Origin of the sequence: Curtobacterium sp. MCLR17_044, from assembly GCF_003234435.1 — a bacterium.
Taxonomy (GTDB): domain Bacteria; phylum Actinomycetota; class Actinomycetes; order Actinomycetales; family Microbacteriaceae; genus Curtobacterium; species Curtobacterium flaccumfaciens.
In genome coordinates, this window is sequence record NZ_QKTC01000003.1 from 129,440 (window position 1) to 153,325 (window position 23,886).

25 protein-coding genes are annotated in these 23,886 nt (G+C 72.3%); 13 read left to right on the forward strand and 12 right to left on the reverse strand.

Translation table 11 applies throughout. The features are described 5' to 3' along the window. Positions 1-7: 7 nt before the first annotated feature. Entirely contained in the window at positions 8-1,087 is a 1,080-nt protein-coding gene (locus DEJ04_RS03310) for a histidinol-phosphate transaminase (RefSeq protein ID WP_111046236.1), read from the reverse strand. A gap of 60 nt (positions 1,088-1,147) precedes the next feature. Between DEJ04_RS03310 and DEJ04_RS03315 the strand changes: the two genes are divergently transcribed. The 5 genes from DEJ04_RS03315 (at position 1,148) to DEJ04_RS03335 (ending at position 5,678) form a co-directional block, all read left to right on the forward strand. Then, on the forward strand, positions 1,148-1,546 hold the full coding sequence (locus DEJ04_RS03315) for a phage holin family protein (protein ID WP_111046237.1): 399 nt from the start codon (positions 1,148-1,150) through the stop codon (positions 1,544-1,546). A 47-nt stretch (positions 1,547-1,593) separates the two neighbouring features. Next, entirely contained in the window at positions 1,594-2,106 is a 513-nt protein-coding gene (locus DEJ04_RS03320; protein WP_111046276.1) for a low molecular weight protein-tyrosine-phosphatase, read from the forward strand. Continuing rightward, positions 2,103-3,488, forward strand: coding sequence for an adenylosuccinate lyase (gene purB / locus DEJ04_RS03325; RefSeq protein WP_111039742.1), 1,386 nt, complete (start codon positions 2,103-2,105; stop codon positions 3,486-3,488). Before DEJ04_RS03320 ends, purB begins: the two co-directional genes overlap by 4 nt. A 166-nt stretch (positions 3,489-3,654) precedes the next feature. Continuing rightward, entirely contained in the window at positions 3,655-4,869 is a 1,215-nt protein-coding gene (locus tag DEJ04_RS03330; RefSeq protein WP_146248627.1) for a hypothetical protein, read from the forward strand. A gap of 41 nt (positions 4,870-4,910) precedes the next feature. Further along, positions 4,911-5,678, forward strand: coding sequence for a L,D-transpeptidase family protein (locus DEJ04_RS03335; protein ID WP_111046239.1), 768 nt, complete (start codon positions 4,911-4,913; stop codon positions 5,676-5,678). A gap of 99 nt (positions 5,679-5,777) precedes the next feature. Here DEJ04_RS03335 and DEJ04_RS03340 read toward each other — a convergent pair whose 3' ends face one another. Beyond that, positions 5,778-6,692 (reverse strand): LysR family transcriptional regulator, encoded by a 915-nt coding sequence (locus tag DEJ04_RS03340; protein WP_017886480.1) that lies wholly within the window; start codon positions 6,690-6,692, stop codon positions 5,778-5,780. Positions 6,693-6,764: 72 nt separating this feature from the next. Between DEJ04_RS03340 and DEJ04_RS03345 the strand changes: the two genes are divergently transcribed. Next, positions 6,765-7,787, forward strand: a complete 1,023-nt coding sequence (locus DEJ04_RS03345; RefSeq protein ID WP_258371295.1) for an EamA family transporter — start codon at positions 6,765-6,767, stop codon at positions 7,785-7,787. Here DEJ04_RS03345 and DEJ04_RS03350 read toward each other — a convergent pair. Both DEJ04_RS03350 and DEJ04_RS03355 read right to left on the reverse strand, forming a co-directional pair. After that, positions 7,756-8,733, reverse strand: coding sequence for an epimerase (locus DEJ04_RS03350; protein WP_111046240.1), 978 nt, complete (start codon positions 8,731-8,733; stop codon positions 7,756-7,758). The two genes, DEJ04_RS03345 and DEJ04_RS03350, sit on opposite strands and share 32 nt — an antisense overlap. 1 nt (position 8,734) lies before the next feature. Beyond that, the gene (locus DEJ04_RS03355) at positions 8,735-9,403 is read right to left on the reverse strand and encodes a DUF4166 domain-containing protein (protein WP_111046241.1); all 669 of its coding nucleotides are present in this window, start codon (positions 9,401-9,403) and stop codon (positions 8,735-8,737) included. Between the two features lie 47 nt (positions 9,404-9,450). On the opposite strand from DEJ04_RS03355, the gene DEJ04_RS03360 reads away from it, so the two are divergent. Beyond that, entirely contained in the window at positions 9,451-10,365 is a 915-nt protein-coding gene (locus DEJ04_RS03360; protein WP_111046242.1) for a cation diffusion facilitator family transporter, read from the forward strand. Positions 10,366-10,476: 111 nt separating this feature from the next. Here DEJ04_RS03360 and DEJ04_RS03365 read toward each other — a convergent pair whose 3' ends face one another. Beyond that, entirely contained in the window at positions 10,477-11,082 is a 606-nt protein-coding gene (locus tag DEJ04_RS03365) for a hypothetical protein (RefSeq protein ID WP_111046243.1), read from the reverse strand. 120 nt (positions 11,083-11,202) lie between these two features. After that, positions 11,203-12,492 (reverse strand): MFS transporter, encoded by a 1,290-nt coding sequence (locus DEJ04_RS03370; protein ID WP_111046244.1) that lies wholly within the window; start codon positions 12,490-12,492, stop codon positions 11,203-11,205. 81 nt (positions 12,493-12,573) lie between these two features. Here DEJ04_RS03370 and DEJ04_RS03375 point away from each other — a divergent pair, with 81 nt between their 5' ends. After that, on the forward strand, positions 12,574-13,452 hold the full coding sequence (locus DEJ04_RS03375) for a LysR family transcriptional regulator (RefSeq protein WP_181437720.1): 879 nt from the start codon (positions 12,574-12,576) through the stop codon (positions 13,450-13,452). Positions 13,453-13,584: 132 nt separating this feature from the next. On the opposite strand, the gene DEJ04_RS03380 is transcribed toward DEJ04_RS03375, so the two are convergent. The 6 genes from DEJ04_RS03380 to DEJ04_RS03405 all read right to left on the reverse strand — a co-directional run bounded on the left by DEJ04_RS03380 (position 13,585) and on the right by DEJ04_RS03405 (position 19,862). After that, complete coding sequence (locus DEJ04_RS03380; RefSeq protein ID WP_146245113.1) at positions 13,585-14,349, reverse strand: hypothetical protein; 765 nt, start codon at positions 14,347-14,349, stop codon at positions 13,585-13,587. Then, positions 14,339-14,878, reverse strand: coding sequence for an RNA polymerase sigma factor (locus DEJ04_RS03385; RefSeq protein WP_017886488.1), 540 nt, complete (start codon positions 14,876-14,878; stop codon positions 14,339-14,341). Before DEJ04_RS03385 ends, DEJ04_RS03380 begins: the two co-directional genes overlap by 11 nt. 149 nt (positions 14,879-15,027) lie before the next feature. After that, a complete protein-coding gene (locus DEJ04_RS03390; protein WP_071404886.1) occupies positions 15,028-15,291 on the reverse strand; it encodes a hypothetical protein in 264 nt (87 codons plus the stop codon). After that, positions 15,288-15,965 (reverse strand): DUF308 domain-containing protein, encoded by a 678-nt coding sequence (locus DEJ04_RS03395; protein ID WP_146248628.1) that lies wholly within the window; start codon positions 15,963-15,965, stop codon positions 15,288-15,290. Before DEJ04_RS03395 ends, DEJ04_RS03390 begins: the two co-directional genes overlap by 4 nt. A 125-nt stretch (positions 15,966-16,090) precedes the next feature. Next, positions 16,091-18,106 carry a DUF11 domain-containing protein gene (locus DEJ04_RS03400; protein ID WP_111046248.1) on the reverse strand — a complete coding sequence of 672 codons (2,016 nt, stop codon included), beginning with the start codon at positions 18,104-18,106 and terminating at the stop codon, positions 16,091-16,093. 109 nt (positions 18,107-18,215) lie between these two features. Beyond that, positions 18,216-19,862, reverse strand: a complete 1,647-nt coding sequence (locus tag DEJ04_RS03405) for a glycoside hydrolase family 13 protein (RefSeq protein ID WP_111046249.1) — start codon at positions 19,860-19,862, stop codon at positions 18,216-18,218. 106 nt (positions 19,863-19,968) lie between these two features. Between DEJ04_RS03405 and DEJ04_RS03410 the strand changes: the two genes are divergently transcribed. The 5 genes from DEJ04_RS03410 to DEJ04_RS03430 all read left to right on the forward strand — a co-directional run bounded on the left by DEJ04_RS03410 (position 19,969) and on the right by DEJ04_RS03430 (position 23,849). Further along, a complete protein-coding gene (locus tag DEJ04_RS03410; RefSeq protein WP_027464982.1) occupies positions 19,969-20,535 on the forward strand; it encodes an NADPH-dependent FMN reductase in 567 nt (188 codons plus the stop codon). 147 nt (positions 20,536-20,682) lie between these two features. Continuing rightward, positions 20,683-21,195, forward strand: coding sequence for a MarR family winged helix-turn-helix transcriptional regulator (locus tag DEJ04_RS03415; protein WP_111024711.1), 513 nt, complete (start codon positions 20,683-20,685; stop codon positions 21,193-21,195). 113 nt (positions 21,196-21,308) lie between these two features. After that, positions 21,309-21,815: a Dps family protein gene (locus DEJ04_RS03420; protein WP_071404882.1), complete on the forward strand. Its 507-nt coding sequence runs from the start codon at positions 21,309-21,311 to the stop codon at positions 21,813-21,815. 8 nt (positions 21,816-21,823) lie between these two features. After that, entirely contained in the window at positions 21,824-22,624 is an 801-nt protein-coding gene (locus DEJ04_RS03425) for an SDR family NAD(P)-dependent oxidoreductase (protein ID WP_111046250.1), read from the forward strand. A 31-nt stretch (positions 22,625-22,655) separates the two neighbouring features. After that, positions 22,656-23,849, forward strand: a complete 1,194-nt coding sequence (locus DEJ04_RS03430) for an NAD(P)/FAD-dependent oxidoreductase (protein WP_111046251.1) — start codon at positions 22,656-22,658, stop codon at positions 23,847-23,849. The last annotated feature ends 37 nt before the right edge of the window (positions 23,850-23,886 follow it).

The window sequence follows — 23,886 nt, forward strand, 5'->3', positions numbered from 1 at the left end:
CCAGGCACTAGTCGGCCACCTGGAGGTCCCCCACAAGTGAGCGGGCTGTTTGGAGGAGCGTTTCCACAGCTTCGCGCTCGCCGATCGAGATGCGGATGCCCTCTGGCGGGAAGGCCCGGACGATGATGCCGGCGTCCTCGAACGCGGCCGCCGCGGTCGCCGTCCGCTCGCCCGTCGGCAGCCAGAGGAAGTTGCCCTGGGCGTCGGGGACGTCCCAGCCCTGTGCCCGGAGCTCGACGACGATCCGGTCGCGCAGGGCCGCGATCTCGGTCACGCGCTCGAGCAGCTCGGCCTCGCGTTCCAGGCTGGCGAGCGCCGCCGCCTGGCCCTGGGCGGTCACGGACAGCGGGATGGCGCAGGCCCGGACGGCGTCGAGGACGTAGTCCGGACCGAGCGCGTAGCCCACACGGAGCCCGGCGAGCCCGTACGCCTTCGAGAAGGTGCGGAGGACCACGAGGTTGGGGTGCGCGGCGAGCAGCGGGTGGCCGTGCACGGCGGCCTCGTCGGTCACGAACTCGGCGTATGCCTCGTCGAGCACGACCAGCACCGACTGCGGCACCGCGGCCATGAACGCGTCGAACTCCGCGGCGGTCACGATCGGCCCCGTCGGGTTGTTCGGCGAGCAGACGAGCACCATGCGGGTGCGCTCGGTGACGGCCGCGGCCATCGCGTCGAGGTCGTGCCCGCCGTCCGCACGGTTCGGCACCTGCACGCTCGTGGCGCCGGCGACCGTGACGACCCCGGGGTACGCCTCGAACGAGCGCCAGGCGTAGACGATCTCGTCACCAGGGCCGGAGGTCGCGCGGGCGAGCTCGTGCAGGATCGCGACGCTGCCCGGGGCGACGTGCACCTGCTCGGCGGTCAGCCCGAAGCGGTTGGCCAGCACGGCGCGCAGGGCCAGGGCGGTGGCGTCGGGGTAGCGGTTGTACGAGGTCTGGGCCTGCACGGCCTCGACGACCCCGGGGAGCGGCGGGAACGGGTTCTCGTTGCTCGACAGCTTGAAGGCGGAGTCGGACGCCTGTCGCCCCTGCTTGTACGCGGGGAGGACGGCCACCTCGGGCCGGATGTGCACACGCTGCTCGCTCACGGGTCCAGGCTACCGGCAGGCCCACGGCACCCACGAGGGGAACGAGGGCATCATGGGCGCATGCGATTCCTCGTCCGCCTCGTCGTCAACGCCCTCGCGCTCTGGCTCACCACGCTCATCGTCAGCGGCGTCTCCGTGACGCCGTTCGGCGACGGCGGGACCACTGCGACCGTCCTCACCTTCCTGCTCGTGGCGTTCGTGTTCGGTCTCGTGAACGCGGTGATCGGCACCCTCATCCGGATCGTGGCGTTCCCGCTCTACATCCTCACGCTCGGGCTCATCTCGTTCATCGTGAACGCGATCCTGCTGCTCATCGTCGCGGGCATCTCGGAGGCGTTCGGCTTCGGGCTCGAGGTCGACTCCTTCGGCTGGGGCATCGTCGGCGCCTTCGTGCTCGCGGTCTTCGCCTGGCTGATCGGGCTCTTCGCCCGCCCGGTGCTCAACCGCCAGCGGGCGTGACCCCGGCGGACCTCGCGGAGGACCCCGCCCTGCGTCATGATGTGCTCATGACCCAGGACGTCGACGCCCCGTTCCGCGTCTCGTTCGTCTGCAGCGGCAACATCTGCCGCTCCCCCATGGCCGGTGTCGTGTTCGCGCAGATCGCCGCGGACGCCGGCTTGGCCGACCGGTTCCACGTGGAGTCGGCCGGCACCGGTGACTGGCACGTCGGCGAACCCGCCGACGAGCGCACGATCGCAGCGCTGGCGGCGCGCGGATACGATGGCAGCAGGCATCGCGCCCGTCAGTTCGACCCGGACCGGTTCCCGGACCTCGACCTGGTGGTCGCACTCGACCGCTCCCACGAGCGCATCCTGCGTTCGTGGGCCCCGACCATGGACGACTCCGCCAAGGTGACGCTCCTGTTGCGGTACGACGCCGCCTGGCCCCAGCAGGCCGACGTGCCGGACCCGTACTACGCGGACCGGCACGAGTTCGACCGAGTGCTCTCGACCGTCGAACGGGCCTGCCGGGCGCTCTTCCACCAGCTCGAGCCGGCAGTCCGTCAGGGAGCCCCATGACCCCCCTTCCCCCGCAGCCGATCAGCCCGCTCGACGGGCGCTACTACCCGATCGTGCACACGGTGGGCGAGCACCTCTCCGAGGCCGGCCTCAACCGCGCGCGCATCGTGGTCGAGGTCGAGTGGCTCATCTTCCTGACCGACCACGCGATGTTCACCACCTCGCCGCTCAGCGTCGACGACAAGGCAGCACTGCGCCGGATCGTCGAGACCTTCGGCCAGGACCAGATCGCGGAGCTCGCCGAGATCGAGGCGACGACCCGTCACGACGTCAAGGCCGTCGAGTACTTCGTGCGCCGCCGACTGTCCGAGCTCGGGCTCGACGCGATCGCCGAGCTCACCCACTTCGCCGCCACGAGCGAGGACGTCAACAACCTGTCCTACGCACTCACCGTGCGGGACACCGTCGACCAGGTCTGGCTGCCCGGCTTCCGTGCCGTGCTCGAGAAGCTCCGGACGCTCGCCGTCGAGCTGCGGAGCGTGCCGATGCTCTCGCACACGCACGGTCAGCCGGCCACCCCGACGACGCTCGGCAAGGAGCTCGCGGTCGTCGTCTACCGACTCGAGCGTGTGCTCGCCCAGATCGAGGGCGGCGAGTACCTCGGCAAGTTCTCCGGCGCGACCGGCACCTTCTCGGCACACCTCGCCGCCGACCCCGAGGCCGACTGGCCCGCGCTGTCCCGCGAGTTCGTCGAGGGCCTCGGCCTGACGTGGAACCCGCTCACCACGCAGATCGAGTCGCACGACTGGCAGGCCGAGCTCTACGACCGGGTGCGTCACGCCAACCGGATCCTGCACAACCTGGCCACCGACGTGTGGACCTACATCTCGATGGGGTACTTCACGCAGATCCCCGTGGCGGGTGCCACCGGGTCGTCGACGATGCCCCACAAGATCAACCCGATCAAGTTCGAGAACGCCGAGGCGAACCTCGAGATCTCGTCGGCGCTCTTCTCGACGCTGTCCGAGACCCTCGTGACGAGCCGACTGCAGCGCGACCTGACCGACTCCACCACGCAGCGGAACATCGGCGTCGCGTTCGGGCACTCGCTGCTCGCGCTCGACAACCTGCGCCGCGGACTGGGCGAGATCGCCGTGAACGAGGCCAAGCTCGCCGACGACCTCGACCACAACTGGGAGGTCCTCGCCGAGGCGATCCAGACGGTCATCCGTGCCGAGGTCACCGCCGGGCAGTCGAACATCGAGGACCCCTACGCGATGCTCAAGGAGCTCACGCGCGGCAAGCGGGTGAGCCAGCAGGACCTCATCGTCTTCGTGAACCGTCTGGACATCTCCGACGGCGCGAAGGCCCGGCTGACCAACCTGACGCCGGCGACCTACACGGGCCTGGCGGACGAGCTGGTCGACCACCTCGACGTCTGAGCACGACGGACCGGCGGCCGGACGGTCGTCGGTCCGTCATCGGATCCGCGTCCGGGGGGTGCGGAATCCTGAGCGGTTCGATAGGTTCGTATCGCTGAGTACATCTCAGCACGGGGGGCGTCGCAGTGGATGCACCCTGTCCACTGACCGGATGGATCTCCACACCGTGCTTCGTTCTCGCATCACCGCGGCCGCCGTCGGCGCCACCGTGCTCGGCGTCTCCGCCGCCCTCGTCCCGACGGTCTCGACCGCCCTGGTGACGAGCACCGCTGCTTCGGCCATCGTCACCTGGACCGACTCGGCCGACGACTTCACCGCCGCGCCGACCGGCACCTTCCCGCTGACCGACCAGTGGTACTGGGCGTCGGTGACCGACCTGGACGGTGGCGGTTCGATCACCGACCACGCCACGCTGGACGAGGACGGCCTGTCCGTCTCCGAGGGCGAGGCCGTCGGCCTGGTCCGCGGCCTGAACGAGCCCGTGCCCGCGAGCAGCGTCCCCGCCCTCGCCGCCGGCATCAGCATGACGACCACCGGCGCGACGAGCTTCGGTCTCGCGGTCCAGGAGGGCGGCGACACCAGCGCGCAGACCGTGGTCTTCGCCACGGACGCGCCCGAGACCGGTGACGGCGTCGGCATCTCCGACGGCACCAGCAACTGGATCGACCCCGCGACCGGCGAGGTCGAGTCGACGACGGAGCTCACGGCCGACCTCGAGGCCGCCGACGCGCAGGTCGTCGGGTACGTCGTCTACGTCGGCATCGACGTCGCCGCCGACACCACGGCCCCGCCGACGCCCGAGCCGACCGAGACGCCCGCTCCGACCGACGAGCCCACCCCGGCCCCGACCGTCGACGGCACCCCGGCACCGAGCGCGCTGCCCAGCAGCGAGCTGAAGAGCCTCGCCGCCCCGCTCGAGGCGAACGGTCAGTCGCTCGCCGCCGACGCCAGCGGTTCGATCTCCGCGCTCCGCGTCGACGACACCACGACCTACTTCACGCCGCAGCCCACCGCGGCCGCCGAGCTCCTCACCCCGACGGCCACGCTGACCGAGGCCACCACCACCGGAGTCCGCATCCAGGGCTCGGGCTTCGCTCCGAACGAGCTCGTCGGCGCCGGAGTCGGCACCGGCGCACAGGGCACCGACATCCCCGGGGTCGCGTTCCGCGCCGACGCCGACGGCAACGTCTCCGGCACCATCGTCCTGCCCGCCGACTTCGTGAACACCGCCGGCGCGTACAGCGTCGGTCTCGTCGGCGCCTCGTCGGCGCAGGCCGCGCAGGCCGCGCTCACCGTCACGGCCGACCCGGCCGCTGCCGGTGACCCGGGCACGGCACCGGTCGCCGTCCCGGTGCCCGGAACGGCGAACTTCACGGGCTGATCTTGCCGATCCTCCCGACCGAGCCACGGCGGCGTGCGACTGTGATCGCCGCCGCCGTGGCCGTCGTCTGTGCGGGGGCCGTCGCGTTCGTCGCGCTCGGTCCCCTGTCAGCCGCGCCCGCCCCGACACCGACCCGGTCCGTCGCGGCACCGACGCCCACCCCCACGACGACACCGGAGCCGACCCGGTCGGCAGCGCCCGTCGACGCGGTCGACGCCCCGGCCAGCACCACCGTCGCCGCCGTCACCGGCGCGTCCGTCCCGGTCAGCGCGAGCGCGGGCGGCACGGCGACACAGACCCTCGAGAACCCGCAGGCGTCCGGTGCCCCGCTCGTCTTCCGGGTCGTCGACCAGCAGGACGGCTGGGCGGAGGTGCAGCTCGCACAGCGCCCGAACGGCAGCACCGGCTGGGTGCCGACCAGCGCCGTCACCCTGACCGAGGACCCGTACGCGATCGTCGTCACCCGCTCGACGAAGACGCTCGACCTGTACAAGGACGGCAAGGTCGTCGACAGCTACCCCGTCGCCACCGGGACCGGGGGTACCCCGTCGCCGACCGGTCGGTTCGCGCTGACCGAGCTGCTCGCGCCGACCAACGAGGGCTACGGCCCGTACGCGTACGGCACGACGGCGTTCTCGGACGTGCTCAACTCGTTCGGTGGTGGCCCCGGCCAGATCGGGCTGCACGGCACGGAGGACACGTCGAGCATCGGCACCGCCGCCTCGCACGGCTGCATCCGCATGCACAACGACGACATCACGGCGCTGGCGGAGCGCCTGCCGCTCGGCACGCCGTTCCAGGTGCGCTGACGTTCCAGGTGCGCTGACGTTCCAGGTGCGCTGACGTTCCAGGTGCGCTGACAGGCGGCCTGGAGGCACGGCGTGCGCCCGGCAGTGGGCGCCACCGTCTCAGGTGGTGACGTCCAGGGCGACGGCGACCAGCGCCTCCAGGACGGTGCGCACCACGGGACGGACGGCACGGTCGGGGCGGACCAGTGCCTCGATGCGGCGTCCGGCACGGACGTCGGCGAGCTCCGCCAGGTGGAAGCGCCCGGCGGCCCGCGTGCCCGACGTGTACCGCGGGACGAGTGCGATGCCGTGGCCGCCCGCCACCAGGTTCTCGATGACCGGCAGGTGGATCGTCCGGAACGCGACACTCGGCGGGGTGTCCGTCGCCGCAGCCATCGCGTGCAGCACCCGGTCGATCGGGTAGCCCTCCGGCACGCCGATCCAGCGTTCCCCGACGACCTCGTCGATGCCCACGCGTGCGCGGCCGGCCAGGGCGTGCCCGGGCGGCAGGGCCACGTCGAGGGGTTCGCGGAGCAGCGGCACGGTGTCGACCGATCCCTGGTCCGCCGGGCGGACGCCGTCCGACCGGTGCCCGACGACCACGTCGTGGTCGGCCGCGAGCGGTGCGAACTCCCCCTCGCTGACGTCCACGTCCACCAGGGTCAGCGCGATGCCCGGGTGCGCCTGCATCCGGGTGAGCACGCCGGGCAGCAGCAGTTCCGCCGCCGACGGGAAGATCGCCAGCGACACCGGTCCGGTCGTGCCGCCGAGGTGCTCCTGCCAGGCGGCGTCCACCCGGGCGATGGCGGTCGCGACCCCGGATGCCAGGCCCGCGAGCACTTCGCCGTGCGGGGTCAGCCGGACCCCGCGCCCGACGCGTTCGACCAGCGGGACGCCGACCTGCCGCTGCAGCGTCTGCAGCTGCTGGGAGACGGCGCTCGGTGTGCGGTGGGTGGCCTCGGCGACGGCCGTGACGCTGCCGCGCTCGGCGAGCTCCCGCAGGACCGCCAGCAGCTGCACGTCGAAGTCGACCATGCAGGGACCCTACATCGTGGTTCGCGAAGGTTTCGATGGACCTACAACGTCGTGCCCGGAACGATGAGGAGCATGACCACCCGAGATCGTCTCCTCGCCGTCGTCGTCGCCGTGGTCTGGGGACTGAACTTCCCCGCGACGGCACTCGCGCTCGAGCACTTCCCACCGTTCCTGCTCGCAGCGCTGCGGTTCACGATCCTGGCGGTCCCGACGCTGCTGTTCGTGCCGCGGCCGCGGATCCCGTTCGGCCGGCTGCTGCTCGTCGGCCTCGGGCTCGGCGTGCTGCAGTTCTCGTTCCTGTACCTCAGCATGGCGTCCGGCATGCCGTCGGGGCTGGCCTCGCTCGTGCTGCAGGCCTCCGCGCCGTTCACGGTGGTGCTGGCCGGGGTGTTCCTGCGCGAGCGGCTGACCGGCCGGCAGGTCGTCGGGGTCACCGTCGCCGTGGCCGCCCTCGCCGCGATCGCCCTGCACCGTTCCCAGACCGCTGCGCTGCTGCCCGTCGTGCTCGCACTGTGCGGTGCGCTCGGGTGGGCGATCGGCAACGTCGCGACCCGGCGGGCGGGAGCCGCGAACCCGCTGCACCTGACCCTGTGGTGGTCGGTCGTGCCGCCGGTCCCGATGGTCGTGCTGTCGCTCGTGGTCGAGGGCCCGGACCGCATCGGCACCGCACTCGGCACCGCGTTCACGGCGGCCGCGCTGCCCGCCGACCTCGGCCTGCTCTACATCGTGGTCGTCGCGACCCTGGTGGGCTACGGCATCTGGTCGCGGCTGCTGGCGGCCTACCCCTCGAGCACGGTCGCGCCGTTCTCGATGCTCGTGCCCGTGGTCGGGGTGCTCGCGTCGTGGGCGGCCTTCGGCGAGGTGCCCGACCTGGTCGAGGTGCTCGCCGGCGCGGTCGTCGTGGCCGCCGTGCTGTGGTCGTCGCGACCGGCGCGGGACCGCGGGCCGCGACCGGGCCTCGCCGACGAGGTCGCACGACGTGCCGCTGCCGTGTCGCCGAGGTCGCACGACGTGCCGCCCGGACCGCTCGCGAGCGGCAGTCCGCGCGACCTCGACCCGGCGCTCAGCCCCGGTGCTGGCGACGCTCCGCGATGATCCCGGCGAGCGCCCCGCGCAGGTGCGGGTACCGGAACTCGTAGCCCGCCTGGGTCAACCGGGTCGGCACCACCCACCGGCTCTTCAGCACGAGTTCGGTCTCGGTGCGGATCGCGAACGACCCGAGCTCGAGCATCCACCGCCAGGTCGGCACCCCGAACCGGCGCCCGACGGCGTCGCGGAGGGTCGCCATCACGGTGCGGTTGTCGGACGGGTTCGGGCTCGAGATGTTCACCGACCCCTCGATCTCCGGGTGGTCGCGGAGGAACCGGATCGACCCGAGGACGTCGGCGATGTGCACCCAGCTGAAGCGCTGCCGACCGTGCGTGGGCCGGTGGTGGTGGTACGTGCCGGCGCGGAGCCGGGAGCGCGTCGGCACCCACGGCCCGTCGTACTGCGGCCCGCCGAGGCCGGCCTGCGCGAGCCGGAGGAGCGGCAGCAGGGCGCTGCCGTCGCCGAACACGATCGCCATCCGCAGCGCCACACGACGGGTGCCGGGCAGGTCGGCGCCGAAGAAGGCGTCCTCCCACGCGCGGGCGACGGAGACCGAGAACCCCTCGCCGATCTCCCCCGTCGCTTCGTCCTGCGGTCGGTCGTCGGCGTGCCGGTAGATCGTCGCGGTCGAGGCGTTCATCCACAGCGGCGTCGGGTGCTCGGACGTCCGGATGGCCTCGGCGAGCTCGAGCGTGGTGTCCACCCGCGAGCGCATGATCTCCGCACGGTTGCGTCGGCCGTAGCGGCAGTTGACGCTCTTGCCCGCCATGTTCACGACCATCGCAGCGCCGTCGACGAGTTCCCGGATGCGCATGGTGTTGCCCCACACGGCGTCGCCGGTCCGGCCGATGGTGACGACCCGGTACCCCTCTTCCGTGAAGGCGTCCCGCAGGTACCGCCCCACGAAGCCGCTCGCTCCCGCGATCACGACGCGGCCCTTCTGGTCGCTCATCTCATCCCCGTTCTGTGTCCGGCGCGATCTCGTACCGGAACGCCCCCTCGTACCGGTACAGCGTGCCGAGCACCGGTGCCGAGAGCACCAGGGACACGCGCTGGAGGTCCGCTTCGTCATCGAATCGTTCCATCAGCGTCACACGCGGGCTCAGGGCGGCCGGGAGGCGCAGATCGCGTCCCAGCGCACGGAACGTCACGCGCGTGGAGACCAGGCGCAGGGCGCCCGCGTCCGGGCCGTCAGCGTCGACCTGCGCCCGGAGCCGGACGCTGACGCGCCCGTGGCGACCCAGGTGGTCGACCAGGCCGTCCGGTTCGGCGGTGATGGCGTCCACCATCGTGCGGCTCCCGGAGCGGAACCGGAAGGTGCGGTGCGCGCGGACGGCGACCCGGGCCTCCAGGCTGACCCCTGACCCGCGGCGGACGCGAGCCGGCCGGTTCTCGACCGTGAACGGGACGTCCCGCTCCCAGACCGGGAACATGACGGAATCGCGGGCGAACACCGCGAGCACCGGCCAGAGCCACCGACGTGGGGTGCCGACGATGTCGAAGACGCCCTCGCCGCGGCCGACGTGCCCGGGCGGGACGGGGCCGAAGTACGTGCGGAGCCGCGGGTGCAGCCGGGCCAGCACGTCCGGCGGTGTGGACAGCTCGTAGGGCGACCGGCTCACGGTTCGATCCTGGCATGTCGTCAGTGCGGATCCCTACGATGTCGCACATGGGACACGACCACGGGCACGGCGTCGGGCACGCCTCGGAGCGCGCCCTGCTCATCGCGTTCTGCATCTCGGCGGGCATCCTGCTCGCCGAGGTCGTGGGCGCCGTGGTCACGGGTTCGCTCGCGCTGCTCGTCGATGCCGGGCACATGGTCGTCGACACCGGCGGACTCGGCATCGGGCTCGTCGCGACGCGGCTCGCCCGCCGGTCCCCGACCGCGCAGCGCACCTGGGGCTTCCAGCGGGCCGAGGTCCTCGGGGCCACCGCGCAGGCCGCGATCCTGCTTGCAGTCGGGGTCTACGTGATCATCTCGGCGGTGCAGCGGCTGTTCGTGCCGGAGGAGATCCACTCCGGGCCGCTGCTCGTCTTCGGCATCGTCGGGCTCGTCGGCAACCTGGTGGCCTACGCGGTGCTGCTGCGGGCCTCGGGCGAGGGGTTCACCTCGCGCGCCGCCCGACTGGAGGTCCTCAACGACACCCTCGGCTCGGTCGCCGTCATCATCGCCGCGATCGTGCTCATGCTGACCGGGTGGGAGCGGGCGGACTCCGTCGCCGCGATCCTGATCGGTCTGCTCATCCTGCCGCGGGCGATCCGGCTGCTGCGCGAGACCGCGAACGTGCTGCTCGAGTCGACGCCGCCGGGGCTCGACCTGGACGACGTGCGTGGTCACATCCTCGAACTCGACCACGTCATCGCGGTGCACGACCTGCACGCCACGCTCGTCGCGACCGGGGTGCCGAACCTGACCGCGCACGTGGTCGTCGACGACCACTGCTTCTCGACGGCGCACGCCCCGGCGATCCTCGACGAGCTGCAGCGGTGCGTGGCGGAGCACTTCGACGTGCCGGTGGAGCACTCGACGTTCCAGTTGGAGCCGGTGTCACACCGGCGGCACGAGTACGAGGTGCACGCGTAGGGTCCGCGCTCGGGCGTGTGCGCGTCGGTCGGGGTCGCTTCGGCTTCGCGACGATCCACCAGGTGATCGACGCGTGGTCTGTCGCAGAACGGGTGTCCGCGGGTGCCCGCGTCAGCAGTCGTCGGTGCGCGTGGGGTACGCCGTGATCACCCGGTCGGTGGTGGCCGAGACGATCACCTTGACCCAGGGCTCGTCGTCGGGGCGTGAACCGTCGTCGAACCGGACGGGTGCGGCGTAGCAGACCTTGCCGTCGCCGGCGTCGAGCGGGAACCCGGGGCGCGGGTCCTCGAGCGCCGTCTGCACCGCGGTGAGCATGGCGTCGTCCCAGTCGCGCGAGCCGTGCCCGGTGACGACGTCCTGCCAGTCGGCGGTGTGCCGCACCCGGATGTGCTCGTACCCCTGGGCAGCGGTGCCGCACTGCAGGGTGACGCGGCCCAGGGCCTCGGTCTCGTACTGCGCGACGGCCGCCTGGGTCGTGGTGTCGCACCGGCCGAGCGCGGTGCTGCCGGGCATGTCCGGCCCGGTGCGGGTGATCGTGACGGTGCCGTCACCGGCGGCGGTCGGCGCGTCGCTCGGCGTCCGTGAGGCCGAGCCGGCACCGATGGTCGGGTCGTCCGCGCCCTGCCGTGCCGTCAGGAACAACCCGCCGGCGAGGAGACCGGCGGCCACCACGGCCGCGACGCCGGTGAGCACGGGACGGTTGCGGTTCCGGGGCACGCGCCCAGTATGCCGGGAGTTCGACCGCACGACGGAACCAGGCTCCGGACACAGCACCGCGCGATCGCGTGGTGCGGTGTCCGGAACCTGGTTCCGGGCGGACGGGAGGCCCGCCACACGTCAGGCGCGCGCGGCCAGCCGGGTGCCGGCGACGACGGCCAGGACGGCGACGAGCACCACGTACCCGATCAGGACGGGGAGCGTCGGGATCACCAGCAGCGCCGCCCCCACGGCCACGACCGGCACGGTGAGCCCGGCGTAGGCGATGAGGAACGTGGCGGCGAGCACGCCGCCCCGGCGCTCCGGGCCGACCAGTGCTGCGGCGCTGCCGATCGCGGCGCGGAACAGCAGGCCGACGCCGGCTCCCGCGACGACCCCGCCGCCGATGAACCCGGCGACCTGCAGCAGGACCGCGGCGACGGCGAGGACGACCAGGCCGACGACCAGGAGCAGCATGCCGAGCCGGATCTGCGCACGCTGCGACAGTCGGGCGAAGACGATCTGCGACAGCGCGCTCGCGGCGAAGACCCCGAAGGTCGTGGCACCGGCGGCCAGGCGGTCGGTGACGTGGAACGTGGTGCCGAGGAAGCTCGGCGCGACCGAGGTGAAGAGGCCCTGCACGGCGAGCGCGGCGAACGCGGCTGCGCCGGCGGCCCAGAACGCCGCACCCTGCCCCTCGGGAGCCTGCATGCGCTGCGGGCGGTAGGCCACGGGCTGCTCGGGACGGTCGACCGTCTCCGGTGCAGCCAGCACGAGCACGAACGCGACGGCCAGCGCGATCACGAACACCACGTAGGGGACCATGAGCGGCTGCCCGACGAACTCGGCGAGTGCTCCGCCGACCAGGGCGCCGAGCGACAGCCCCCCGAGGTTCACGGCTCCGGCGGCGACGCTCGCGCCCTTCGCGGAGTCGCTCGACCCGGTGGCACGGACCCGGAGCTCACCGAGGTGCGCCGTCGCGGTCGCCGTCAGCGTCCCGACGCCGAGGCCGGTCACGAGCCGGGCGACGATGAGGCCGGTGACGTCGTTCCAGAGCAGGAACAGCACGGCGGCGACCAGCTCGAGCGCGATCGACACCAGGATGAGCGGGCGCCGCCCGTGCACGTCGCTGAGGTGTCCCGCCAGGTACAGCGACCCGACGACCCCGACCCCGTACGCCGCGAAGATCACGGTCGTGGTGAAGGTCGGGAAGCCGTCGCGGGCCTGGTAGATGACGTAGAGGGGTGCGGGGACGGTCGCGAAGGCCATCACCGCGAGGAACGCGAAGGCGACGACCCAGAAGCCGAAACCGTGGCGCCGACGGGTGTGGACACGGCGTCCGCGCGGGGCGACGACACGGTCGCTCGCGGATGCGGGAGCGGCGGTGGTGGCGGGGACGGTGCCCGTCGGGGTGTCGGTGACGGTTGACATGCTCCGATGATCGCGCTCGCGGTGCATCGAGTCCAACGGATGCGCTTGATGTGCGCGATCGATCTGCTCGATACTCGGACGATGGAGACCCGACTGCTCGAACAGTTCGTCACCGTCGCCGCCGAGGGCAGCATCACCCGGGCGGCGGAACGGCTCTGGGCCGCGCAGTCCACGGTGTCCGCGGGCATCGCCTCGCTCGAGCGCAGCTTCGGCGTGCGGCTCTTCGACCGCACCGGCCGACAGCTCGTGCTGACCCCCGCCGGCGAGGACCTGCTCCCCCACGCCCGCGCGGTGCTCGAGTCACTCGACCGGATGCGCGACCTGGCCACCGCCGACGACGCCGACCTGCGGGGCCGGGTGCGGCTCGGCATCTTCACGAGCATGGACATCGTCGACCTGACGGGCGTGCTGCAGCGGTTCCGGCGGCAGCACCCGCTCGTCGCCGTGGAGCTGATGACGTCGCCGTCGGGGACGACCGGCCTCGTGCAGGACCTGGTCGCCGGGCGGCTCGACATCGCCTACACGGGCCTGCCCACCGTGCCCGCCGGGGTCGTCGTGGAGCCGTTGCGGGAGATGCCGTTCCGGGTGTTCACCGCGGCGGACCACCCGCTCGCCGGCCGGTCGTCGGTGTCGCTCGCCGAACTCGCCGACGAACCCTTCGTGGACACGGCGCACGGGTTCGGCAACCGGATCATCCTCGACGGGGCACTCGAGCGGCTCGGCATCCGTCGGCGCATCGTCGCGGAGATGAACGACATGCCCGCCGTGATCCGGTTCGCCTCGGCCGGGCTCGGCGTCGGGGTCGTGCCGGACTCGGGGGTGCGGTACGACGGGGCGGTGCTCGACCTGGAGGACGAGGTCGACCCGCTCCGCATCGGCCTGGCGGTCCGGACGTCCCCGGAGCCGAGCCGCGCGGTCCGGACGCTGGCGCGTGACATCGTGGCGGCGCGGGTGGGGTGACGCGGTCGCGCTCGCTGTGCTTCGTGAGCAGGAACGGTCGCGTCGCGGTGCGCGAGGCGACCGTTCCTGCTCACGATCTGACCACCGACGGACTGGAGGCACGGGTCGGGTCCGCCACGTGCCTCCGGGCCGTCAGTCCCCCCAGATCTCCCCGACGACGGCGTCCAGCAGCCCGTTCGTCGGGAAGTTCGCCTGCCGGATCACGATGAAGGTGTCGTCGCGCAGGAAGAAGGTGGAGACCTGGTCCACCGGGGCAGCCTCGGCCGGGACGGACGACTGGCACACCCGCCCGCCGTCGCGGTCCTCGCACTCCAGCGGACTGGTGGCGAGCACGTCCGCGGCCCCGGGCCCGGCAGTTCCCACGGTCATGGTGAGCCCACTGACGTCGGCTCGGGGATCGGCCCACGTGCAGATGATCTTCGACTCGCCGTTCGCCCAGGTGACGTCCTCACCATCGCCGCCGGCCGTGCCGTCCTTCGCCTTCGAGATCTCGGTCAGCGGAGTCTCCCCGAAGAGCCGGGTGTAGTCCTCTGCCGGGACCATGTCGCGGCACGTCGCCGGGATCGTCGCCGCGGCGGCGGTCGGTGTCGACGTCGGGGTGGGCTTCGGGACGGGGGCACCCGTGATCGGGGCGGAGCTCGGCGTCGTGGAGGACGGCGCGGGCTCGGGCTGCTGGGTCTGGGTGGGAGCGGCGACCGGGTCGGCGTTCTGCTGCGACAGGGTCAGGGCGACCGCACCGGTCGCGGTGCCGACGGCGAGCAGCGCAACGACACCGATGACGATCCCGGACCGGCCCCGACGACGCTTCGGGAGCGGGGTGGCACGTTCGAGGACGTTCTGCTTCATCGAGACGAGCATGCGCTGCAGGTCGTCTCCCTGCGGAGGCTCAGTGTTCATCGTGCATCACCACCTTCTTGAGTCGTCGACGGTTGCGGGACACCCGCTGGGTGACCGCGCCGACCGTGAGTCCGAGGAGTTCGGCGGCCTCGGCGTACGAGTGCCCCTCGAGGAGGCAGAGCTCGCAGATGCGGCGGTCGAGGTCCGGGAGCGCGGCGATCTCGGCACGGACCCAGCGCAGGGTCTCGCGGGCCTCGTCGTGGTCGGCGGGCGAGGCGAGGTGCTCCGGGAGCTCGTCCGTGCGGCGCCGGGCCTGCTTGCGGCCGGTGTTGAAGGCGTGGTTGCGGCACACGACGAGCAGCCACGGCAGCACCGTGTCCGCCGGCAGCTCGAGGGTCGCGGCGCGCTGCCAGAGCGTCAGGAACGCGTCCTGCACGATCTCCTCGACGTCGGACCGGTCGTCGACGAGCGCCCACGCGTAGCGGGTGAGGGTGGCGGCGTACCGGTCGAACGCCCGGGCGAGCGCGCCGGTGTCCCCTTGTGCCATCGCACGGACGAGTCCTTCGTCCGTGTCGGTGCCGGTCGTCACGTCCACATCCCACCTCCTTCACTCAGAGGTGTCGGCAGGACCCGCGATCCTGACAGGACCGTGGCGGATTCGTGATCTCGGGCGTGTCCGCCCGGAGCCGTCAGCCGTCAGCCGTCAGCCGTCAGCTGTCAGCTGTCAGACGTCAGCCGTCAGTGGAAGTCGTCGCCGTCGCCCTCGCCCGGCGTCTTGTGCCCGCCGAGCATGTCGTTGTCGTCCTGCTCGCTCGACGAGGCGAGCTGCAGCATCGCGAGCACGACGACGACCACGATGAACGCGACGCCGAGGAAGATCACGGCCAGCTGCAGTTCCCGCGTCGAGAACAGCACGACGAGCCCGGTGAACACCGCGATGATCGCGGAGATCCCGAGGAGCTCGACCGGGCGCAGACGGTCACGACGGCTGGGGGTGGTCATGCGTGTGGTGCTCCGTCCGGGGCGACGGCCGGCGAGGCCGTGCCCCACTTGTGCGAGAGGCCGGCGATCACGTGGAAGACGGCCGTGATGGCGAGGTACGCGCCGAGCAGGCCGACGAGCACGATCGAGGCGTCGAGGGTGCCGGTGACCTGCTCCACGCCACCGAGCTGCTGGGAGTAGTCCGGCGGCGTGACGAGGAAGGCGACCGCGAGCAGCAGCGTGAGGCCGCCGATCGTGGTCCAGTCGCGAGCGAAGGGCGAGCGTCGCCGGGCACGGAGCCCCTGCGACAGCTCGAGGGCCCCGGTCAGCACCGCGAACGCGACGATGACCGTGATGAAGGCCGGCAGCCCGAACCCGTTGCACGCGAACGCGGCGACGGCAGCGAGCAGGGTGATGACGGCCTGCAGCAGGGTCGTGCGACGCGATCGACCGTCGAGGGGCAGTCGGGAGATCCCGGCGAACAGGAGCACGAGGCCCTCGACCAGAGCGAAGCCGCCGAACAGCAGGAGACCGTAGCCCGCGGCGTGGTTGGTCGAGAAGGTGATCACCATCGCGACGACCGCTGCGGGGACCGCCCGTAGGATCGGGATCGGCCAGTACCGCGCGCGCTGGGTCGCGTCTTCCACGGTGGTGGCGTCGTCCACGGTGTCGGACACGAGACCTCTTTCGGGCATGCGGATCGTGGATCCGATCCTACCGCCGGTGGGGTGGACGCCCGACCGGAGCGGACTCGACCCCCTGTGGACGTCCACACCCGTGCACCGGGACGACACCGCCGTCGGGTGCCGTCCCGGCGGTGTCAGGGCTGCTGCGGGTCGTCGGTCAGCGCGTTCCGGCGAGCACGACGTCGGGCGAGCCACCAGCACACGGACCCGGCGGCGGCGGCCAGGGCGGCGAGCGCCGCGGCGAGGCCGAGCCCTTCGGCGCCGGTGTAGGCGAGGGCTCCGACGGGGGCAGCCGCCCGACGGTCGGCTGCGGGGTCACCGGCTCCGCCGCCGTCGTCGACACCGGCGCCGTCACCGTCGTCACCACCGGAACCGTCACCGCCGGCGTCCCCGTCGTCCGGAGCCGGCCCGGTCGTCGGCACGGGACCGCTCGTCGGCACGGGGCTCGGCGCGGGCCCCTCGTCGTCCGGGCCCACGACGATCGCGACGCCGGTGGACGGGTCGCCGCCGTCCGCGTCGGTCGGCGAGGTCGCCGTCGCCACGTTCACCACGTCGGAGCCGTCCCCCTGGTACGCGGGGTCGAGCTCGGCGCGGATCCGGAAGTCCAGGGTCTCGCCCACCTCGAGCGACACGTCGGAGCTGCAGGTCACCCGCTGCCCCTCGGCCGTGCACCCGTCCTCGGAGCCCACGAACCGCATGGCCTGGGGCAGGTCGTCGACCGCGCCGACCTGCTGCGCCACCGACGGCCCCCGGTTCCGGGCCGTCACGAGGTACTCGACCTCGTCACCGGGCCGGACCGTCGACGGCGACACCGACTTGTCCGTCTCGACGTCGGCGGCGATCACCGGTGCCGTGACGGTGGTGGTCGCCCGCGAGGCGTTGTCGGCCTCGTTCGTGTCGGACAACGAGGTCGGCGGGGCGATGGTCGCAACGCTCTCCAGCGCTCCGGACGTGCCCTCGGCCACCCGGCCCTCGATCGTGACGACGGCGGAACCCCCTCGGGGCAACGACAGGTCGGTCGCGACGTCACCGGTGCCCGACCCGGTCGCACAGGCGGAGCCGTCCGCGGCCGTGCAGGTCCAGGTGACGTCCTCGACGCCGTCGGGCACGTCGACCTGGAGCGGACTCGGGTCGGCGGCGTTCGGGCCGGGGTTCCGCGCCGTCACGGTGTAGCGGAGCGGTTCGCCCGCCGTCGCGGTCGCGGGCAGGTCGTGCTCGACGGACAGGTCCGCCGGCTTCCAGACCCGGAGCGCGTCGACCTCGTGCTTGTCGACGTGACTGCCGGTGGCCCCGGCGAACCCGAGGCGCAGCGTGCTCGGCAGCGCGGCCTGCCCGTCGCCGTGCAGCGGGACCGAGTCGAGCACGGTGCGCATGGTCGAGCCGACCTGCAGCCGGACGGAGACCGCGAGCCCGCCGTCGTCGTCGGGCAGCAGGGTGATCCGGACCGTCCGGGGCGTGGATCCGGCCGTCACGGTGCCACCGGGTGCTGCGGCACCGGCGACGTACCGGTAGCCCTCGGTCCCGTTGCCGGAGCCCCGGACCACCACGTGGTCGGGCTGCGCTCCGGGACCGGACCCGTTGATGCGTGACGAGAAGTTGCCGTAGTGGTCGATCGCGACGGCCGCGAAGCCCCCGGGGACGCCCGGCAGGTCGCACTCCCGGCCACCGCCCTCGGTCGCTTCCTTCCGGCAGGCGTAGCCGAGCCCGGCGCCGAAGGACCCGACGCCCTGCGCCGCAGCGCCGTCGGCCAGGTACAGCAGCAGGCCGTCGGCGCCGGGGTCGTCCTTCTCGGTGTGCATCGCGTACGTGAACTCGATCTCGAGCCCGGTGTCGGACGGGAACGTGTCGTTCGTCGACCACGCTCCCGCCTGGTTCCGGACGTCGTCGGTGAGCCGCAGTCGGCCGCCGGACACCGCGGCGTCACCGTGCAGGGCACCGCCGGACGCACTGGAGAACTGGTTGACGTACGGGAAGTCGAGGGCGGCCGCACTCGACCCGGACGGCAGGACCGCGGGTGCCGCGAGCACGCCGAGCGCGGTCAGGGTGGCGCACGCCGCGGCGAGACGGCGGACGACCCGCGAGCGGAACGACCGCCGGTCGAGCGAAGGCGCTGGGGCAGGAGCTGGAGCTGGAGCAGTGGGATCTGTCATGCCCCGATGCTCGCGACCGGGACGTCACCCCCGGGCGGCGGCGAGACGATCTGTGGAACGCCCCCACGGGCCTCCCGGCTGTGGAGGACGAACGACGCGAGCGGACCGCTCAGGCCAGCCACACCGTCGTCTCACCCGGCAGCAGCCCCGGTGCAACCCCGTCGAGCGGCCCGGACGCGACGACGACGGTCCCGGCCGGCAGGGGCACCGGCGCGGTGCCGAAGTTCGTGACCGACCGCCAGCCGTCGTGCCGCGCGAACGCCACGACCTCGGAGCCGGACTCCAGCCACGTCAGCGCCTCCCCCTGCTGCAGGCGACGGCGGGCGGCCAGCGCCCGGCGGTACAGCGACAGGGTCGACTCGGGATCGCCGTCCTCGGCCTCGACCGAGGACTCCCCGAAGTCCTGCGGCTGCGGCAGGTGCGGTGCGACGTCCCCGAAGCCGAACGACGGTCCGGAGCGCGTCCACGGGATCGGTACGCGGCAGCCGTCCCGGCCCTTGACGGTGTGTCCGGTGCGGAGCCACTTCGGGTCCTGCAGCAGGTCGCGCGGGATCGCGGCGGCCTCGTGCAGCCCGAGTTCCTCGCCCTGGTAGACGTACGACGACCCGGGCAGCGCCAGCATCAGCATCGTCGCCGCTCGGGCCCGACGGAGCCCCCGTGCACGGTCGAGCTCCGGCGAGGTGCCGTCGGTCATGAGCCAGGCGTCGGTGTCGGTGCCGTCCGGCAGGCCGTAGCGGGTGGGGTGCCGCACGACGTCGTGGTTCGACAGCACCCAGGTGCTCGAGGCACCGGACTGCTCCGAGGCGGCCAGGTTCCGCTCGATGATCCGACGGAACGCATCGGGCTCGAACGGGGCCTCGAGCAGGTCGAAGTTGAAGGCCTGCCCGAGCTCCGTCGGCCGGGCGTACAGGACACGGCGGGGTGCCGGGGCCCAGGCCTCTGCGACGGCGGCACGGGGCGGGTCGTACTCGTCGAGCACCCGGCGCCAGGTGGCGAAGATCTCGTGCACCTCGTCGCGGTCGTACAGCGGGTCGGAGCCGTCGAGCGGCAGGTCCTGCTCGTTCGACGGCCGGTACGGGGTCGACAGGTCCTTCGCCAGCCCGTGCGCGACGTCCACGCGGAACCCGTCGACACCGCGGTCGGACCAGAAGCGCAGCGTGTCCTCGAAGTCGGCGCGGACCTCGGGGTTCGACCAGTCCAGGTCGGGCTGCTCGGGGGCGAACAGGTGCAGGTACCACTGCCCGTCGGGCACTCGGGTCCACGCGCTGCCACCGAAGTTCGACACCCAGTCGCTCGGCGGCAGTTCCCCGGAGGCGCCCGAGCCCTCACGGAACACGTACCGCGCACGCTCGGCCGACCCCGGCGCGGACGCCAACGCGGCCCGGAACCACTCGTGCTGGACCGAGGTGTGGTTCGGCACGATGTCGACGATGACCTTGAGGTCGTGCTCGTGGGCGGCCCTGACCAGGGCGTCCAGGTCGTCGAGGGACCCGAGCTTCGGGTCGACGGCGCGGTAGTCGGCGACGTCGTAACCACCGTCGGCGAGCGGCGACGGGAAGAACGGGGAGAGCCACAGGGCATCGACGCCCAGCGCTGCCAGGTACGGCACCCGGCTCGTGATGCCCGCGACGTCCCCGAGCCCGTCGCCGTCCGTGTCGGCGAAGCTGCGCGGGTAGACCTGGTAGACGACGGCATCGCGCCACCAGGTCGGGTCGGTGGTTCGTGGCGTGCTGGCCGGGGTCCGAAGCGTGGTCACGTCGCCACCGTACCCAGGGTGCTGGGAATAGCGCCCCCTACGATCGCATTGGTTGTCGCTGACACCTTTCCGTCCAGCAACAGCATCCCGCAACAGAAGGAGCTCCATGACGAACGTCCTCGTCCTCGTCGGCAGCCTGCGCGCCGACTCCATCAACCGCAAGCTCGCCGAGGCCGCCGCGCACCACGCGCCGGAGGGCATCGAGCTGCACACCTTCGACGGCATCGTCGACCTGCCGTTCTACAACGAGGACATCGACGGCGACACCCCGCCCGCCGCTGCCGTCGCCTTCCGCGACGCCGTCGCCACCGCGGACGCCGTCCTGCTGATCACCCCCGAGTACAACGGCACCATCCCCGCCGTCCTGAAGAACGCGCTCGACTGGGGTTCGCGTCCGTTCGGTGCCTCGCCGCTGTCCGGCAAGCCCCTCGCCGTGATCGGCTCGGCGTTCGGCCAGTACGGCGGCGTCTGGGCCCACGACGACGCCCGCAAGGCCGCCGGCATCGCCGGCGCGAAGGTCCTGGAGGACGTCAAGGTCGCCATCCCGCAGTCGGTCGTCCGCTTCGCGGAGACCCACCCGCGTGAGGACGCCGAGGTCACGACGCTCGTGCAGGGCGCGCTCACCGCGCTCGCCGAGGCCGCAGCCGGCACGGACGAGCAGGCAGCCGCGTAACGCGACGAACCATCGGACAGGAGGCCCGTGGCGACCCCGCCACGGGCCTCCTGTCCGTCCGGTGCGGACGCATCGGACGCATCGGACGCCGCAGAACCCGGGAGTTCACTAGACGGCCGAGATACGAGACGGGTTACCCTGAACGCCATGTCGACGCAGGAGATCACCGAGGCGTCCGGGTACTGGTTCCCGGACGACGACGCGACCCAACGCGGGGTCGCGGTGCTGAACGCCCTGCGCCGGTACCGATCCGCCGAGACGGCCATGCGCCGCCGGACCCGTGACTCGATGGGCATGGGCGAGACCGACCTGCTCGCCGTGCGCTTCCTGCTGCAGGCGCAGCGCTCCGGCACCGCCGTGAGCCCGAAGGACCTCGCCGCGTACCTCAAGATCTCGTCGGCCTCGACGACCATCCTCATCGACCGCCTGGTCAAGTCGAACCACGTCCGCCGCGACCCGCACCCCACCGACCGCCGGGCCCTCGTCATCACGCCGACGACCGAGACCGACGACGAGGTCCGCGCCACGCTCGGCGTGATGCACCGCCGGATGATGTCGATCGCCGAGGGGCTCCCCGCGTCCGAGGCGCGGATCGTCGCCGGGTTCCTGGAGCAGATGCGCGACGCAGTCGACCAGGTCGACCCCGCGCCGTCGCACTGAGCAGCCCTGCACCGGACGACCTCGGGGGACGCTGCCTCCGAGCGCACTGAGAGCGTGCACTGCGGCACCGCGTAGACCGGAACGGTCACACCGACGCGAAAGGAGCCACAACCATGCACGCTTCGGACAAGATGGCCAAGAACCTCCAGGCGGTCCTCGTGGACCTCATCGACCTGCACCTGCAGGGCAAGCAGGCCCACTGGAACATCCTGGGCACCAACTTCCGCGACCTCCACCTGCAGCTCGACGAGATCGTCGACGCAGCTCGTGAGTTCGCCGACGACACCGCCGAGCGCATGCGTGCGCTGTACCTCGTGCCGGACGGCCGCTCGGCGACCGTCTCCGCGGGCAGCCACCTCGACGCGTTCCCCTCGGGCGAGATCACCACGCACGACGCCATCGACCAGGTCACGCTCCGGCTGTACCAGGCGACCGGCACCATGCGCGATGTCCACGACGAGGTCGACGACGAGGACCCGACGACCGCGGACCTGCTCCACGGCTTCATCGAGCGCCTCGAGCAGCTCGCGTGGATGGTCTCCGCCGAGAACCGCGCGCCCAGCACCCCGCTGGCCTCCGCGACCACGCCTGCCGTCGCCGACGCGTCGGCACACGCGTAGGGGCCCGGGTGGACCTCGGTATCCAGGGCAAGACCGCACTCGTCTTCGGCGGCGACTCCGGCATCGGCTGGAACACGGCGCGCATCCTCCTGGCAGAGGGTGCGACCGTGGTCGTCACCGACATCGACCAGAGCCGTCTGGACACCAGTGCGGACCAGCTCGAGGCGCCGCTCGGCAAGCTGCACGCCTTCGCCGCCGACGTCCGGAGCGCCGAGAGCCTCGCCTCCCTGCACGACAAGGTGCGTGAAGCGGTCGGCGAGATCGACATCCTGGTGCAGTCCTCGGGCGTCACCGGCGCCCAGGGCATGTTCCACGAGATCGACGAGGCCGGCTGGGTGGAGACGATCGACATCGACCTGATGGGGCCGGTGCGGATCACCCGCGAGTTCATCGGCGACCTGCGCCAGGGCGGCTGGGGACGCATCGTCTACCTGGTGTCCGAGGACGCCTCGCAGCCGTACGACGACGAGCTGCCCTACTGCGCCGCCAAGGCCGGGGTGCTCTCGTTCGCCAAGGGCCTGTCGCGCTCCTACGCCTCCGAGGGGCTGCTGGTGAACACGGTCTCCCCCGCGTTCATCCACACGCCGATGACGGACGCGATGATGGACAAGCGGGCCAAGCAGCGCGGGACCTCGTTCGACGAGGCCATCGGCAGCTTCCTCGAAGAGGAGCGGCCGTACATGGAGCTCAAGCGCCGCGGCGAGCCGGAAGAGGTCGCGAACGTGGTGGCCTTCCTGTGCTCGGACCTGGCCAGCTTCGTGAACGGCGCCAACTACCGGGTCGACTCCGGCTCGGTCGCCACGATCTGATCGTGGCACCACAGCACCGCCAGGAGGCGTCATGACCGACTTCCGCTACCTCATCGTCGGCGGCGGGATGGTCGCCGACGCTGCTGCCCGTGGCATCCGCGAGCTCGACACCGACGGGTCGATCGGCATCCTCAGCGAGGACGTCGACCGGCCCTACGCCCGGCCCGCGCTCTCGAAGAAGCTCTGGACCGACCCGGACTTCAGCTGGGACGACAAGGTCGACCTGCACACCGAGGAGACCGGGGCGCAGTTCGTCCTGGGCACCGCGGTCACCGCGATCGACCGTGCCGCGAAGACCGTCACGACGGCCGACGGCGCGACGCACGGCTACGAGCGGCTCCTGCTCGCGACCGGCGGGAAGCCCCGGGGGCTGCCGGGGCTGTCCCCGTCGGCACGCGTGCTCGACTACCGCAGCGCGTCGGACTACCGCCGGCTGCGCGAACTCGCGGACGCCGGAGCGCACGTCGCCGTCGTGGGCGGCGGGTACATCGGCCAGGAGATCACGGCGGGGATCGTGCAGAACGGTGCACGCGTCATGCTGGTCGACCCGGACGAGGTCGTCGGCGGACGGATGTTCCCGGACGACCTGGCTCGGGCGTTCCAGCAGCGCTTCGTCGACCACGGCGTCGAGCTCCGCACCGGTCGTCGGGTGTCCGAGGGCACCGAGACGGCCGACGGCGTGCGACTGACGCTCGACGACGGGTCCGTGGTCGAGGCCGACGCGGTCGTCGCCGGACTCGGCATCGAACCCGCCACGCAGCTCGCCGCCGACGCCGGACTCACCGTCCGCGACGGCATCGTGGTGACCTCGACGCTGCTCACCGACGACGACTCGGTGTTCGCCGCCGGTGACGTCGCCGAGTACCCGGACCGGATCCTCGGCACCCGCCGGGTGGAGCACGTCGACAACGCCCAGCAGCAGGGTCGTCAGGCAGGCCGCAACCTCGCGGACGCCGACGAGACCTACGACCACACGCCGATGTTCTACTCCGACGTCTTCGACATGGGGTACGAGGCCGTCGGACAGGTCAGCTCGAAGCTCCGCACGGTCGAGGACTGGCAGGACCCCACCGTCACCGGCGTCGTCTACTACCTGGACGACGACGACACGGTCCGGGGCGTGCTGCTCTGGAACGTGTGGGACAAGACCGACGAGGCCCGCAAGGTCCTCGCCGAGGCGAACGCGCTGACGCCCGACATGCTGCCGGGCCGCATCACGCCCTGACCGCTCGCCCGTCGCGGTGGTCGCGACTGCCTGGAGG

Coding starts and splice junctions, on each gene's coding strand:
- DEJ04_RS03315 (WP_111046237.1), top strand. CDS start 1,148: ATGCGATTCCTCGTCCGCCTCGTCGTCAACGCCCTCGCGCTCTGGCTC.
- DEJ04_RS03320 (WP_111046276.1), top strand. CDS start 1,594: ATGACCCAGGACGTCGACGCCCCGTTCCGCGTCTCGTTCGTCTGCAGC.
- purB (WP_111039742.1), top strand. CDS start 2,103: ATGACCCCCCTTCCCCCGCAGCCGATCAGCCCGCTCGACGGGCGCTAC.
- DEJ04_RS03340 (WP_017886480.1), bottom strand. CDS start 6,692: ATGGTCGACTTCGACGTGCAGCTGCTGGCGGTCCTGCGGGAGCTCGCC.
- DEJ04_RS03345 (WP_258371295.1), top strand. CDS start 6,765: ATGACCACCCGAGATCGTCTCCTCGCCGTCGTCGTCGCCGTGGTCTGG.
- DEJ04_RS03350 (WP_111046240.1), bottom strand. CDS start 8,733: ATGAGCGACCAGAAGGGCCGCGTCGTGATCGCGGGAGCGAGCGGCTTC.
- DEJ04_RS03360 (WP_111046242.1), top strand. CDS start 9,451: ATGGGACACGACCACGGGCACGGCGTCGGGCACGCCTCGGAGCGCGCC.
- DEJ04_RS03370 (WP_111046244.1), bottom strand. CDS start 12,492: ATGTCAACCGTCACCGACACCCCGACGGGCACCGTCCCCGCCACCACC.
- DEJ04_RS03375 (WP_181437720.1), top strand. CDS start 12,574: ATGGAGACCCGACTGCTCGAACAGTTCGTCACCGTCGCCGCCGAGGGC.
- DEJ04_RS03380 (WP_146245113.1), bottom strand. CDS start 14,349: ATGAACACTGAGCCTCCGCAGGGAGACGACCTGCAGCGCATGCTCGTC.
- DEJ04_RS03390 (WP_071404886.1), bottom strand. CDS start 15,291: ATGACCACCCCCAGCCGTCGTGACCGTCTGCGCCCGGTCGAGCTCCTC.
- DEJ04_RS03395 (WP_146248628.1), bottom strand. CDS start 15,965: ATGCCCGAAAGAGGTCTCGTGTCCGACACCGTGGACGACGCCACCACC.
- DEJ04_RS03400 (WP_111046248.1), bottom strand. CDS start 18,106: ATGACAGATCCCACTGCTCCAGCTCCAGCTCCTGCCCCAGCGCCTTCG.
- DEJ04_RS03410 (WP_027464982.1), top strand. CDS start 19,969: ATGACGAACGTCCTCGTCCTCGTCGGCAGCCTGCGCGCCGACTCCATC.
- DEJ04_RS03415 (WP_111024711.1), top strand. CDS start 20,683: ATGTCGACGCAGGAGATCACCGAGGCGTCCGGGTACTGGTTCCCGGAC.
- DEJ04_RS03420 (WP_071404882.1), top strand. CDS start 21,309: ATGCACGCTTCGGACAAGATGGCCAAGAACCTCCAGGCGGTCCTCGTG.
- DEJ04_RS03430 (WP_111046251.1), top strand. CDS start 22,656: ATGACCGACTTCCGCTACCTCATCGTCGGCGGCGGGATGGTCGCCGAC.